The sequence below is a fragment of the Fusibacter sp. 3D3 genome (genome assembly GCF_001748365.1).
Classification (GTDB): domain Bacteria; phylum Bacillota; class Clostridia; order Peptostreptococcales; family Acidaminobacteraceae; genus Fusibacter_A.
The window spans coordinates 12,333-26,452 of the sequence record NZ_BDHH01000021.1 but is presented as its reverse complement, the minus strand read 5'-3'; the positions used below and the strand labels follow the sequence as shown (position 1 = coordinate 26,452).

Annotated in this window: 12 protein-coding genes and 1 riboswitch; of the genes, 11 read left to right on the top strand and 1 reads right to left on the bottom strand. The window is 38.4% G+C overall.

The features are described 5' to 3' along the window. The 10 genes from F3D3_RS19115 to F3D3_RS19070 all read left to right on the top strand — a co-directional run bounded on the left by F3D3_RS19115 (window position 1) and on the right by F3D3_RS19070 (window position 9,692). Complete coding sequence (locus F3D3_RS19115) at window positions 1-1,035, top strand: 3-oxoacyl-ACP synthase III family protein (protein WP_069876040.1); 1,035 nt, start codon at window positions 1-3, stop codon at window positions 1,033-1,035. A 44-nt stretch (window positions 1,036-1,079) separates the two neighbouring features. Continuing rightward, the gene (locus F3D3_RS19110) at window positions 1,080-2,114 is read left to right on the top strand and encodes a 3-oxoacyl-ACP synthase III family protein (protein ID WP_069876039.1); all 1,035 of its coding nucleotides are present in this window, start codon (window positions 1,080-1,082) and stop codon (window positions 2,112-2,114) included. Continuing rightward, on the top strand, window positions 2,111-3,139 hold the full coding sequence (locus F3D3_RS19105; RefSeq protein ID WP_069876038.1) for a 3-oxoacyl-ACP synthase: 1,029 nt from the start codon (window positions 2,111-2,113) through the stop codon (window positions 3,137-3,139). Before F3D3_RS19110 ends, F3D3_RS19105 begins: the two co-directional genes overlap by 4 nt. A 178-nt stretch (window positions 3,140-3,317) precedes the next feature. Further along, window positions 3,318-4,292: an SIS domain-containing protein gene (locus tag F3D3_RS19100; RefSeq protein WP_069876037.1), complete on the top strand. Its 975-nt coding sequence runs from the start codon at window positions 3,318-3,320 to the stop codon at window positions 4,290-4,292. A gap of 43 nt (window positions 4,293-4,335) precedes the next feature. Further along, complete coding sequence (locus tag F3D3_RS19095) at window positions 4,336-5,628, top strand: ABC transporter substrate-binding protein (protein WP_207645402.1); 1,293 nt, start codon at window positions 4,336-4,338, stop codon at window positions 5,626-5,628. A 97-nt stretch (window positions 5,629-5,725) separates the two neighbouring features. Beyond that, entirely contained in the window at window positions 5,726-6,607 is an 882-nt protein-coding gene (locus F3D3_RS19090; protein WP_069876036.1) for a carbohydrate ABC transporter permease, read from the top strand. A 4-nt stretch (window positions 6,608-6,611) separates the two neighbouring features. Continuing rightward, complete coding sequence (locus F3D3_RS19085) at window positions 6,612-7,463, top strand: carbohydrate ABC transporter permease (protein ID WP_242877172.1); 852 nt, start codon at window positions 6,612-6,614, stop codon at window positions 7,461-7,463. Window positions 7,464-7,474: 11 nt separating this feature from the next. Continuing rightward, window positions 7,475-8,296: a PfkB family carbohydrate kinase gene (locus F3D3_RS19080; RefSeq protein ID WP_069876035.1), complete on the top strand. Its 822-nt coding sequence runs from the start codon at window positions 7,475-7,477 to the stop codon at window positions 8,294-8,296. Between the two features lie 62 nt (window positions 8,297-8,358). Continuing rightward, window positions 8,359-9,120, top strand: coding sequence for a GntR family transcriptional regulator (locus F3D3_RS19075; protein ID WP_069876034.1), 762 nt, complete (start codon window positions 8,359-8,361; stop codon window positions 9,118-9,120). Window positions 9,121-9,266: 146 nt separating this feature from the next. Continuing rightward, window positions 9,267-9,692: a hypothetical protein gene (locus F3D3_RS19070; protein ID WP_175438430.1), complete on the top strand. Its 426-nt coding sequence runs from the start codon at window positions 9,267-9,269 to the stop codon at window positions 9,690-9,692. A gap of 99 nt (window positions 9,693-9,791) precedes the next feature. Here the strand turns inward: F3D3_RS19070 and F3D3_RS19065 are convergent, their stop codons facing one another. Further along, the gene (locus F3D3_RS19065) at window positions 9,792-12,743 is read right to left on the bottom strand and encodes a glycoside hydrolase domain-containing protein (protein ID WP_069876032.1); all 2,952 of its coding nucleotides are present in this window, start codon (window positions 12,741-12,743) and stop codon (window positions 9,792-9,794) included. A gap of 187 nt (window positions 12,744-12,930) precedes the next feature. Next, window positions 12,931-13,041: riboswitch (SAM riboswitch) on the top strand. A gap of 126 nt (window positions 13,042-13,167) precedes the next feature. Here F3D3_RS19065 and metA point away from each other — a divergent pair. After that, a complete protein-coding gene (gene metA, locus F3D3_RS19060) occupies window positions 13,168-14,085 on the top strand; it encodes a homoserine O-succinyltransferase (RefSeq protein WP_069876031.1) in 918 nt (305 codons plus the stop codon). Window positions 14,086-14,120 lie beyond the last annotated feature (35 nt).

Genomic DNA, 14,120 nt, shown 5'->3' with positions numbered 1-14,120 from the left:
TTGGGAAAATATTCAGGCATAGGCATATCGGGTAGTGGTTCTTATGCACCCAAAAATGTGATGTATACGGATCATGTAAAGTCAATTTTCAACTTTACAGAAGCGTATATACAAAAAATAGGCATAAGCAAAGTTCATATAGCGGACGAAACGGAGTATCCCACGGACATGGCAATTCAGGCTTCTAAAGATGCAATCAAGGATGCGGGGATATTGCCTGAAGATATCAATATAATTATTTATTCTTACGGTGGATTTCCAGAATATTTTATGTGGGCAGAATATGCAAAAATTCAATATGAAATTGGGGCGATTAACGCATCTGCCATGCGTTTTGATCAAGCTTGCAATGCTCAAATTATTGCTTTAGATTATGCAGTATCCAAAATTAAAGCGGATGAAAATATAAATCATATACTCATCGTCTCTGCAGATATGTTTAAAGAACCGATTGTAAATAGGTGGAAAACAGCAGATGCTTGCATATGGGGAGATGGTGCTAGTGCAGCTATAATCAGTCGTGGTGTGACGGATCATGAAATTATTGATGTCGTAAATATGACGGATGGCGCGTTAAATCATCTGTGGAGAATACCTGTGGGGGGAACTGTTACCCCACTTGAACCCGAGCACATTGAACAGAATTTGTTTCGGATTGATATGAATCGGTTTGCACTGGAATACTTGAAGGATGATGCTGAAAGAGAACGTGTATCAAAGCGTATTGTGAATACAAATATTAAGACCTTTGAAAAATTACTTGAAAAAATAAAAAAAGAGAAATCGGATGTCAATAAAATCATTACCTACAATGTCGGTAAGTTTATTATTGAAAACATAAGCAAAATGCTCTGCGTTAATTTGGCGGATACTTCATGGGAATATGGAAGCCAGCATGGACACATGGGCCCTGCGGATATTTTTTTCAACTATGATCAGATGAAAAAGAATAATAAAATTAAATCGGGGGACTTAGTTGTTCTATTTAGTGCAGGGACGGGTTTTTCAACTGCAAGTGCTGCGATTCAGTTTTAGTAAGTTATTAGAGTGCGAAGGTATTTTATAAGAGGGGGCATGAAATGAAAGCTGTAAGTATTGTTTCAACTGGAAGATATGTACCTAAAGATGTTGAATATACAAAAGATTTTGCTATAAATGAGGGGCTTTCACAAAAAAACATAGATGAGCTTGGGATCGACAAAGTTCATGCTGCTAAGCGTGAGGAACCAACAGATATGGCGATAAAAGCTGCAAAAATAGCAATTGAAAAAGCTAATATTCTGCCGAAAGATATTGATATTATAACTTATTCGAGTACGATGTCAGATTATTTACGATGGTCTGACGCCGCAAAAGTTGCCCATGAGCTCGGTGCAACGAACGCTTATGCGTTTCGGATTGAACAATTTTGCTGTGGTGGGATGGCTGGATTAGATTTTGCATATAGCAAGTTAAAATCGGATCCAGATATCAATGCAGTTCTGGTTGTGTGCAGTGACAAATATGAAAAACCCATCATTAATCGTTGGACATCTGCTTCGGCAAACTTCTATGGAGATGGCGCAAGCGCGTGTGTGGTGATGAGAAGTGATCGTGGTTTTGAGATCAAAGGCACACATGCACTGACGGATGGCAGTTTCAATCATTTGTGGAAAATACCTGTAGGTGGATTGAAATCACCTGCAACGGCCGAAGATGTCAGATTAAATCGATTTTGTTCTGACAGTCGAAAAACAGCATCAGAATATTTAAGTGACAGCGGGAAGCGTGATGACCTCTTTAACATTATTGGATTAAATAATAAACGTGTCATGATAGAATTGTTGAATAGATTAAACTTGGACAAATCTGAATTGGACTATATGGTGCTGTACAATATTGGCAAAGAGATCATGCTCAAAATAATAAATATTATTGGGATGGATGTCAGTAAAACCTCTCAGTATATCGCTAAGGATTACGGCCATATGGGACCAACAGACATTTTATTTAACTTAGATTTGATGACACAGGACCAAAAGTTCGAAGTAGGTCATAAAATTATGTTGTTTAGTGCTGGCGCAGGGTTTTCATGGTCGAGTGCGCTATTAGAATTTAAAGGATGGCGTATATGAGTGGTAAATCAGCTGTCTGCGGAATGGTAGGCTATGGACTCTATATCCCTGAAGAGCGTATCTCTGCCAAAGGATTGGAAAAAATTTCAGGAATCCCTGAGCATATAATTATTGATAAGATCGGCATTAAAAATAAAGTTGTTGGCGGTGCAGAAGACCATTGTGTATCCATGGCAGTGAAGTCCGCCTTTGACTGTTTGAGAAGAACTCAAACGAACCCTGAAGATATTGACTTGATTATCTTCAATGGGGAAGAGTATAAGGAATTTATATGTTGGACAGCAGCAATAAAAGTGAAAAAAGAGATTGGGGCCACCCGTGCGTGGGGGTTTGATATCTCATATCGATGTTCAGCAACTGTACTCGCCATAAAACTGGCAAAGGATATGATGACAGCGAATGAATCTATAAAAACAGTTATGATTACAGGGGCAAACACGATTGCCTACCTTGTTGATCCTACAGATTTTAAGTCCTCTTTTATGTTGCCATTAACAGTGGGCGCTTGCTCAATCCTACTGAAAAAAGATTATCCGGAAAACCAAATATTTGAAACTTACATTAAAGATGAAGCCGTTTTTGCAGACGATGTAGTGGCGCGACATAACGGTTCAGCTGATCCACGGTTTCCAAACAAAATGGATGCAATGAATTTATGGAAAATTGAGATGCCTAATTACGATGCATTTAAAGAAAATATGAGGAAAAAAGCCATTCCTGCTTTTTTAGAGGTTGCAACTCATGCCATGGCTTTGAGTCAAATCATGCCCTCTGATGTAGATTATGTGGCTATGGTTCATGTGAAGCGTGAAGCCCATAAATATATTCTAAATACCTTAGGTTTTGACCTAGATCAATCCAACTATCTTGACGAATATGGCCATGTGGGTCATGTGGACAATGTATTGTCTTTAGAATTAGGCTTAAAAAATAAGCAAATTCAAGAAGGCAGTCATATTTTAATGTTGACAGGCGGTTTGGGATATAGTTTTGCAGCACTGGTTATGAAATGGGGAAAAAACTAAACCTTTATTTTAAACAGAGAAAAGGTCCACACAGAAGTGTGGGCCTTTTTTCTGTTTAAAGCGAAATAAAAAAACTAAATATTTAGAAAATTCAATAAAATAGGTTGACATATGACGTTATATTAATTAATATAATATCAAGACGTCATATGACGTTATATAACAGGAGGGCGATAAAATGAATATTGAACACCAAGAACAGATGCAAAAAGTACTGAGTGCTCTAAAAAGCATGACAGTCAAAAATTTCTTTTTTGTCGGATGCGGCGGTTCTAAAGCGGCTTTAGGTCCCGGAGATTATTTTATGGACAGAGAATTAAATCTCCCGTCAAAAGTATATACTTCTAATGAGTTTATACATCTAAATCCAAAAACCTTAGGAGAGAACAGTGTCGTTATTACGAGATCTCACTCAGGCACTACGCCTGAAACCGTAGATGCCACAAAATTTGCTAGAGATAAAGGCGCTATGACCATTGCAATTTCAATGGATATGGCATCGCCACTCTGCCGTGAAGCGGAGTATGTGGTTCACTATAATTACAAAGATGGGTCTGATGCTGTAGATGGTGATACGGGCATGTTCTGGGCGTTAATCTTTAATATCATCAATGCACTTTCTCCAAATGAAAAATACGATCGACTTTTAAACCAACTTTCAAATCTTGAAAATTTGTTTGAAGTGAATAAGAAGAACACTTATGACGCTGCATTTGATTTTGGAAAGCGCAATAAAAGAGAAAAATTGATCTATACGATGGCATCAGGAGCATACTTTGATCAAGCGTATTCCTTTACGAGTTGTCTGCTCATGGAGATGTTATGGATTCATTCAAATGCCATTCACTCGGGAGAATATTTCCATGGTCCATTTGAAGTGACGGATTATGATGTGCCGTTTCTTGTGATTGTTGGAGATGGACCGTCAAGACCACTTGATGATAGAGCGCTTGAATTTGCCCAGAAATTTAGCGATAAAATTGAAGTGGTTGATGTTCAAAAGCTAGATTATCTAAAGGTGGATGCTGATTTAAGAGCCTATTTTGGGCCTGCAATTATTGGTGCTGTTTTGCGTCAATATGCAGATGGATTAGCAGAACATACAGGGCATCCACTTTCGGTGAGAAGATATATGTGGAAAATGGAATACTAAAAAGAAACAGTGTATACTAATATTTATGTTGAAGGAGGGAACTATGATGAAGCGTAAAATGACGATATTGGGGCTGCTTGTTTTAATCATAAGTTTTACGGTTGGATGTTCAAAGGCAAACGATGTTGAAGTGTCCTCGGACAATGGGGTAAAAGAGGACCAAGTTGTTATTGATTTTTTCCACAGATGGCCTAATGAGCCGAGAAAATCTTTTTATCAAGAAAAGGCGGATGCCTTTATGGCGCTTAATCCAAATGTGAAAATCAACATTGATGCTGTTTTAAACGACTCATATAAAGAAAAAATACGTGTATTGGTCTCAAATGACGACTTACCAGATATCTTTACTTCATGGTCTGATTCCTTTGCATTAAATCTAGTGTCTTCTGGCAGAATTATGCCAATAAATGATATTTTAGAGGCGGATACCGATTGGAAAGACAGTATTATTGCATCACAGTTTTCTGGATTTACTTTTGATGAGGTCACCTATGGGATTCCTTTTACCATAGATGGAAAAGCATTCTTCTACAATAAAAGCATTTTTGCAGAAAATAATCTTGAAGCACCAAAAACTTATGCAGAATTTATAAAAGTTTTGGATGCGTTACAAGCAGCTGGTTATGAGATCCCTATAGTAGAAGGTTTAACAAACGCTTGGGCGATCTCTCACTACGAGGGGACAATACTTCAAAGACTTTTGGATCCCCGTGTGACTGAAGTGGATTACAACGAAACGACAGGAACCTTTACAGATCCTGGTTATGTAAGAGGTCTTGAAATTTTCAAAGAATTAACCCAATATATGGGTGACGTCTCCACTGCAATTGATCATGAAACGGCTAGAAACATGTTTGCAAAGGGAGAATCGCCAATCGTTTACATGCAGTTTGCCGAGATTAAAATGGTTGAAGATCAAACGGATATGGATTTTGGATTCTTTAATTTTCCAAGTATTGAAGGTGGAAAAGGGGATCAAAATGCTTTAACAGGCGCTCCAGAAGGGTGGATGCTCAGTAAAAATGCACCCAAAGAAGCAGTCGATTTTCTAAAGTTTTTAACCTCTAAAGAAACGGCATATGACTTTACAAAGGCAGATGGGCAATTAAATGCCATTATAGGGGGTGTAGATGCTGAAAACAGTTCCCCAATCAGTATGGAAGCTTTCAATTTGGTAATAGAAGCATCGGCAACAGCACCTTGGTTTGATAATGCCGTCAACATCAACATTGCGGACATCTTTATGAGAGGTGGTCAATCGCTTGCAACAGGCGAATCAACGCCACAGGATATTATGAAGGAAGTACAAGCAGAAGCGGATAGATTAAGAAAATAATGTTAATTTCAAACCTTCTTGTGATTGGTGGTTTTAAATCATAGTTTTAAATCATCGTCACAAGAAGGAATCCCCCCTTTTATTAAGGAGCAGAATGATGAATAAATTTAAAAACAAAATAGCCGCCTTTTTATTCTTACTGCCCTGCTTAATCTTTTTATTCATCTTTGTTTTTATTCCCTTGTTTAAGAACTTTTATAATAGCTTTTTTGAATATTCCGTTTTTTCAACCACAAAAGATTTTGTGGGACTCGATAATTTTAAGTTGCTTTTAACGGATAAAACCATTAAAGTAGCACTTCTTAACAACATAAGATATGCGATTATATCGGTTATTTTTCAAGTGGGATTAGGGTTGGTTTTGGCAGCGGTATTAGAACATCAATTTTTTCGAAAATTGGCCCCCTTTTTTAGAGTTACTTTCTTTATGCCTGTTATGATATCAATATCTGTAATCGCATTGCTCTTTGGTTTCATTTATAATCCTCAAATCGGCATTCTCAACAGCTTTTTAGAATTAGTCGGATTAGAAACTTTATCAAAAGCATGGTTAGGGAATTCTTCAACGGCAATTTACGCTGTAATAGCCATGTCTCAGTGGCAAAGTGTTGGTTATATTATGATGCTCTTCATTGTGGCAATCCAGAGAATATCAAAAGAGTTGTATGAGGCAGCAGAGATTGATGGCGCAAGCAAGATCAAGCAATTTTTCTATATTACGGTACCACAAGTTAAAGAAACGCTATTCATAAACATTTTACTCACCATTACAGGGTCCATGCTCGTGTTTAATGAACCCTACATCCTCACCAATGGTGGACCGGGTGTGAGTTCAATGACGATGGCCGTGTATATGTATCAGAGCGGTTTCTTTAAAGACCGAATGGGATATGCTTCAACGATTGCAATTACGATTTTCATCATAACCGCTATCCTTGCCATTATTCAAATAAGAATTTCACATACAGGAAAGGATTGATGATATGATGAATAAAAGGATTCGTAAGCAGAAAAATCGAATGACCCTTGGCAACTTAGTTGTCAGCATTGTCTTGTGCATAGGTTCTATCATTATTCTCTATCCACTTTTATGGATGGTCATCTCTTCTATGAAAAGCTATGATGAAATCTATAATAATGTATGGGGATTACCGAGTAAGTGGTTAATTGAAAACTATAAAACAGCATGGTCCATAGGCATTTCCAATTATTTTATGAACAGTGTTATCGTAACGATCATAACGGTGTTATCGGTACTTATAATTGCCTCTATGGCGGCTTTTGCGCTTTCAAGATACAGGTCTAGATTTATTGATATTGCGTTGGTCGTCATTATGTCTGGCATGATGATTAACCCACAAGTTGCATTGATTCCTCTTTTTGATATTTTGACGAAATTGGGATTAATCAACACAAGACTGGCATTGATATTGCCCTACATTGCATTTAGATTGCCATTGAGTATTTTGCTGCTACGCTCTTATTTTTTAAGCATCCCAAGAGAAATTCAGGAATCTGCCATTATTGATGGCTGCAGTGAATTCGGTATCTACAGAAGAATTTACTTGCCGATGTCGAAACCGATATTAATGACAACGATCGTTTTGACTTCATTTTATGCATGGAATGAATTCTTGTTTGCAACGATATTTATAGATTCGGATATATTGAGGACGATTCCGTCAGGGCTTATGAATTTTAGAGATGCGCTTAGGACGGATTGGGGCGTTCTACTTTCTGGAATGGTAATCGCAACAATTCCGATGATTATTTTACTCATATTCATACAAAAACACCTTGTCAGAGGGCTTTCAGAAGGCTCTGTTAAAGGTTAGGAGGCGCTCATATGAAGATAATTGGTATAGGAGACAATGTGGTCGATGTCTATTTGGATCAGCACACTTTTTATCCAGGCGGGAACTGCGTCAATGTGCTCGTAAGTGCAAAGCGAAATGGTGCTGAAAAAGCCGCTTATTTAGGGATATTTGGAACAGATGAAGCTGCAGAGCATGTTCAGCATGCACTGGATCAAGAAGGCATTCCTTATGACTTTTCGAGGACAGTCATAGGGAAAAGTGGACATCCCGGCGTCAATTTAAATGAAGTGGGGGATCGTGTGTTCGTCGGGGGCCCCCGCAACACCGTTCAACACATAGTCAAATTAAATTTGACAGAAGCTGATTTAGAGTACATTAAAAACTTTGATATAGCACATGTGAGCCGTTATTCATCCCTGGAAGGTGAACTTGAAAAATTATCAAAGGTGATTCCGATTTCTTTTGATTTTTCGAATGGTTATTCATATGAGTATTTAAGCAAAGTTTGTCCTTTTATCAAATATGGTTTTTTTTCTGGCGCAGATTTAAGTGATGAAGCCATCGAAGAACTGCTTCAAGTAGTCGGTGCCTATGATTTAAAAGTCATAGGCGTTACTCGAGGGGCTAAACCTGCTATTTTTATCTGTAACGGCAGACGCTATATCCAAGAGCCCATAGAGACCCGCATCGTAGATACAATGGGTGCAGGGGATAGTTTTATCGGTGGATTTTTAAGGGCTTTTTTAGATCATGAACCCGTGGAAACTACTTTGGTGTTGGCGGCGAGTAGTGCAGCGAAGACTTGTGGGTTCCATGGTGGTTTTGGTTATCCCAAGGCAATGACATCTTAAGGAAAAATATGATATAATAATGCATGTTATTATATTTTAATGATTATGCTTGAGGTGGTAAAATGGAAGGCTCCAAATATTTATATGATCAGATTCGAATGAGTGTCCTTCAAATGATCAGTTCTGGTCAACTAAAAGAGGGCGATAAGGTTCCAACGGAAAAAGAATTGGGTGAGCTATTTGGTGCGAGTAGGATTACTGTAAGACGCGCTTTAAAGGAATTAGAGGCTGAGGGTGCTTTAGAGATTCTTCATGGCAAAGGGACTTTTGTCAAACGTAAAAAGCAGAGACTTCACATGTTAGATTTAGAAGGCTTTAGAGAAGGTCTGGAGCATGGCACTAACGATATATGTAAAGTGATCTTGGAAAAGAAGATTATAAATGCACCTGAGGCGCTCTATCCGATATTTCAGAGAGCAGAAAAATTTAAGGTTCTGAAATTAGTGCGGGAAATCAAACATAAAGAGGCTATATTTAGTGTGGATTATGCCTATTTTCCTGTGGACATTTATCCTGATTTTGATCAAATTGTGACAGATAACGTTTCTACTTTTGAGATTATCCATAAAGATTACGGGATAAAGTTTATGAAAGCCAGAAAAGTAGTGGAAGTCGTCTATCCGGATGAAGAGGTCAGCAAAAGGCTTGGCATTTCTAAACTAGATCTCGTCATTCAGATCAAAAAAGTGACTTATGATGAAAACAATAGGCCTGTACACTTTTCAACTTATTACTTAAAAACAGATCATGTTAAATTATTTATTGACGTCGATGTCAACGGTAAAAAAAGGGCGTTTTCCGAAATGCCGGATGTATTACTTTAGTGCATTAAAAGACAAAAAATCATTATTACCATAATATAAGAAAATGTGATATGATTAGAGATAACCGATTAAGAAGATAAAGAGTTCATGCTTATAAATTTAGATAGCTTAGGAGTCTTTTGATAGCGTATTTGAAATGAATTTACTTGGATTTTAGAGGATTAGAGGTGACCATGATCGATCAGTATGTAACACATAGTCTTTATGGACGAGGTATTGTTAAAAAATTTGAAAACAATTATATGAAATTGGATTTTGAAGACGGTGGTAAGCTTAAAACTTTTTTATACCCAGATGCTTTTGAGTCTTTTTTGACATTTGAAGATGAGGCTTTACAAAAAAAAGCACTTGAAGATTTAAAAAAGGTTATGGCGGTAAATCAAATCGAACAAGATGAAAAAGATTTAAAGAGCGCTGAATACGAGCAAAATCTAAAAGAAGAACGTCGTGAAGTGCTCAAGAAAAAGAGAAAAGCGGCAGCACCTAAAGTGCCAAAAGTGGCAAAAGCAAAGGTTGTTAAACCTAAAGTGGTCAAAGAGAAGAAAGTCAGAAAAGTGAAGATTGAAGATTAAATCAAATGACTATATCAGCCTAATGATGGCATGATATAGTCATTTTTATTAAATCATTAGTCTTCGTCCAGTAAAGAGCAGGAATGTGGGGCCTGCGCTTTACCAGTTTTCAGCATGGATCAACAGGTTGTGTATGATCAATAAAGCTTGTTCACGGGTAAGATTTGCCTTTGGCATAATAGCGCCATTGCCATCGCCATTGATGATGTGGTTTTCGTAAGCCCGTTCAAGTGCGCTCAAAGCCCAAGAAGAGATTTGATGTTGATCTATAAATGGAGCAAGCGCTGAACTGTCTTTTTCAAATGTGATACCTGCTGCTTTAAGCATGCTAATAGTGACAACCGCAATTTGTTCACGGGTAATTGGGTCTTCTGAACCAAACTTTTGGTTGCCATAACCGCCAATAATGGAGAGCGCATGTGCTCGTAAAACCCATGAATCCTTTGTATCGATAAAAGTAGTTGATGAAGACGCTTTTAAAAGAGCCTCAGGCGTATCGGTGAGTGTCATATAGGTTCTCACCATGAGTTCAGAATAGTCGCGTCGGGTCATACTGGATTGGTAGTCTGCGTAGTAGAAATTTGGTAGTGTTAATGCTTTTGATAGAAGATGGATGCCTTCAACTGCCCAAACGGATGGTTCAGAGGACTTAACATCAGTGGCTTTAATTGAAGATAAGGGCTCTGTTGGGGGTTCTATATGGAGGTAATTTAGCATCGTATATTCATCAAAAATGCCCATTTCCATCGTTAATTTATTGTCTTTTATGGTGATTGTTTTTGACCGTTCTAAATAATCGGTGATGGATTTGTCATCAATAAAAGCATGGCCTTCAATAAAGATTTTGTTGTGCTTGTAGGTTTTGCCTTGCCAACCGCAGGCGACTGTGACCTTGTAATCCCCGTTTGGCAGATCAAATTCAAAGGTCTTTTCACGGCCCCAATCATCGTAGAGAACACTTGCTTTTAGAGGGTCGGTTACATCGCTTAAATAGCGAGACATCACATGTGCCATGTCTCCATACCACCCATAGCCAAGTGTTTGATCATAGGGGTTCCAACCTATTTTAAGGTATGTTTTACCCGCTACGACCAGTGGGTTATCAGTAGGTGCAACTGAAGGATCTTGAAAGTTAATATAGTAAGCTTGACCAGTGGTTTCTGAGCGATCGTGCGTATTTGACGCTTGGATATCTGGTATTGTTTTTAAATCGCCACTGAGGGTCATACCGATGTACTTTCTAAGCGTATACATATAATGACTATCCCTGTTGTAACTGGTCAACCCATAAATAATTTTATCAACTTGATTGTCAGCTGGATTTTCTTGATAAACTTGAGGTTGATTTTTATTATTCAAAAGGTAGAGATATTCATAATCTTCTAAACTGTCACGCATCAATTCAAATCGGATAGAGGAGACATAGCGGTGATTAGTTGCGCCGTATTCAATAGGCTTATTGTCTTTCCCAGGGGGGTAGAGCATGAAATTGTCACCGTTATGATTGCTGGTCATGGTCTCTGTCCAGACATTTTTTTGCCAATCGTTAAAGGCATAATGTGCAATCCCTTTGATGCGATATTGCCACAAAAACCAGCCTGTCAATTTGCTTTCAATGCCGGGATGATCCAATGTGATGGGATTAAAATAAGGCGGTTTTGTGCCGTGTAAAAAGTAAGCCCAAGTGTCTTCGCCATAATGGGCCTCTCTATCCCATGAAACATCTGGATCATACTTGTTCAGCACCGCAAGCCATTGATCAATTTTGACATTCGGATATTTTTCGTTGTTAAAGATTTCAGGCTTGGGTTCTTCTGAAATCATGAGCTTTAGGTCTGGTGCAGATTTTTTAAGCGCCTGAGCATACCAACTGACGGCATCGTAATCCGCTTGATCCTGTGGTTCGTTGGCAAAGTAGTAATAAGCTTTATCTAAATAACCTGTTTTTTTCAGATAAGCTTCAAGGTTTTGAATATAGCGGAACCATTTTTGATTATAGGCATTTTTGAGGTTGTCGCTTTGGTACCAATCGCTAGATTTTCGGGTGATGCCATCGAAGACATCTGGGCGTTGATCTGCGGAAGCATCATTATTTCTAAAAGTGATCGCCATAAAGGATGGAAATCCAGTGCCCTCGTTGAAGGCATCAGCACTGAGAGAGGCGTTTAGTGAATTTGTATTGCCTTTTAAATAGCGGTCAGCAGGATACTCGAACCCCCATATGCCGTGTGGATCGGTAAAGGCGCCTGAGGTGCTGTCATAGTTGATATAGGGACTACCGCCATTGCTGGTTAAGCCACCAGACCAGAGTGCGTTTTTAGGCGTTAAACGGTGATCGATCATAAATTGTTTAAAACTGTCGACATACTTCCAGTAATTTTCTGATGTGCCAGAGACACCGTATTTTTCTAGGACGCTGTTTGTGGATACGTTGATTTGGGATTTGACATGAAGTTCACTTGGAATGGCAAAGTCAAAAACATGAATGCGGACAGGAATGACCGTATCGTTTATAGAAACAAACAGGGTATAATCACCGGCATTGATGTTCACGGATGATTTTAACGAAAACCAGAGTGTTGTGTTTTCTCCTGCCTTTGCGGTGATGTTATCGTTCATTTCTATGGGATACAGTGGGTCAGGGTATAGTCCTACTTGTCCAAGGTTATCTGTGACTTGTTTAAGATTGACGTACTCAACTTTATAGAGCTCTACATCGATGCCCTGTGGTTTGTCTTGGAGTTTTACTTGAATATTCAAATCTTTATCTGGATGAAGGACGAGCTGAAAGGGCTCAAATTCATCTTTAGCGAGGTAGAGATCGATGCCGCTATATGTAATTTCAGGAATAGCTTCATCTTTAAACACTTTTTCGCTGGGATAATCCGTCCAAAAGGTGCAATCACTTGAGGATTCAGACAAGCGGTATCTGCCAGGATTTTCAGAGATAGAACTATTTTGAATGATTGCTTCTGTTGGCGAAGTGGCAGTATAAGCTAAGGGTGTGCTGATCAGTATTATCAATGTTAAAAATTGGGCTATAAATCTCATGGGTTTGTAACCTCCTTTTTAGCGAATCCGTGAATAGATAGATTCTACTGCTATTGTACTAAAGTTATGCAGTAACATCAATAAACGGAAGTGCATTGACTCATCTCTGAAATGTAAAATTAATGAATTCGTCAAAAACCTATTGACAGAGAGGCAAATAAACTTTATAATCATTTTTAACTTAATAGCTCTATCGAGAGTGGTGGAGGGACAGGCCCTTTGAAACCCAGCAACCAGATTAAGACTGGTGCTAATTCCTGCAACATGGATACCATTTGTCCTTGTTGAAAGATAGTTGAGTGTTCGTAAATCGCTTCTATCGCAGAAGCGTTTTTTTTACCTCACATGAACAGATTAAAAGCTTACCATTTGAGCAATTGATCGTGTTTGCGTGGGGGTTTTGTTTTTTCAAGAGGAGGATTTAATGCCAATAAAGATTTTAGACAATTTACCAGCAATTGATATCTTATCGCAGGAAAATATTTTTTTGATGCGTGAAACGCGTGCCGCTGAGCAGGATATTCGGCCCCTTAAAATATTAATATTAAATCTGATGCCCCTTAAAATTGATACAGAAACGCAACTTTTAAGAGTCCTCAGCAATACCCCTTTACAGCTTGATGTGACGCTTATGCATCCTGCGACTCATACGGCAACTCATATTGATTTGAAACATTTAGACACCTTCTATAAGACTTTTGAAGAGATCAAAGAAGAGAAGTTTGATGGTATGATCATCACAGGGGCGCCTATTGAACATTTGGAGTTTGAAGACGTTTCATACTGGGAAGAACTTAAAACCATAATGGATTGGAGTTTACACCATGTTTTTTCTACGCTTCATATCTGTTGGGGGGCACAAGCGGGTCTTTATCATCACTACGGTATTTCCAAATATTCAATGGATCAGAAATGTTTTGGCGTCTTCAAGCATAAAACACAAGTTGATCATTTACCTTTGTTCAGAGGGTTTGATGATGAGTTCAATGTGCCACATTCGAGACATACGACGATCATGCAAGCGGATATTGAGCAGGTAAAAGCTTTAAAAGTCGTAGCCACATCGGAAGAAGCTGGTGTTTATGCCGTTATGACGGCAAATGGAAGACAAATTTTTATTTCTGGGCATTCAGAGTACGACTCAGATACCTTGAAAAAAGAATATGATCGGGATGTCCTTGCAGGTAAAACGATAGAAGTCCCTCAAAATTATTATCCAAACGACGATCCATCAAAGGCACCTCATGTAACATGGCGATCACATGCCAATCTCATGTTTGCCAATTGGCTCAATTATTACGTCTACCAAGAAACACCGTTTGATCTCAAGCAGATAGATTAATAGATAAATTCAAAATAGAGTGGCAAAAAAATAAA

Coding starts and splice junctions, on each gene's coding strand:
- F3D3_RS19110 (WP_069876039.1), top strand. CDS start 1,080: ATGAAAGCTGTAAGTATTGTTTCAACTGGAAGATATGTACCTAAAGAT.
- F3D3_RS19105 (WP_069876038.1), top strand. CDS start 2,111: ATGAGTGGTAAATCAGCTGTCTGCGGAATGGTAGGCTATGGACTCTAT.
- F3D3_RS19100 (WP_069876037.1), top strand. CDS start 3,318: ATGAATATTGAACACCAAGAACAGATGCAAAAAGTACTGAGTGCTCTA.
- F3D3_RS19095 (WP_207645402.1), top strand. CDS start 4,336: ATGATGAAGCGTAAAATGACGATATTGGGGCTGCTTGTTTTAATCATA.
- F3D3_RS19090 (WP_069876036.1), top strand. CDS start 5,726: ATGAATAAATTTAAAAACAAAATAGCCGCCTTTTTATTCTTACTGCCC.
- F3D3_RS19085 (WP_242877172.1), top strand. CDS start 6,612: ATGATGAATAAAAGGATTCGTAAGCAGAAAAATCGAATGACCCTTGGC.
- F3D3_RS19080 (WP_069876035.1), top strand. CDS start 7,475: ATGAAGATAATTGGTATAGGAGACAATGTGGTCGATGTCTATTTGGAT.
- F3D3_RS19075 (WP_069876034.1), top strand. CDS start 8,359: ATGGAAGGCTCCAAATATTTATATGATCAGATTCGAATGAGTGTCCTT.
- F3D3_RS19065 (WP_069876032.1), bottom strand. CDS start 12,743: ATGAGATTTATAGCCCAATTTTTAACATTGATAATACTGATCAGCACA.
- metA (WP_069876031.1), top strand. CDS start 13,168: ATGCCAATAAAGATTTTAGACAATTTACCAGCAATTGATATCTTATCG.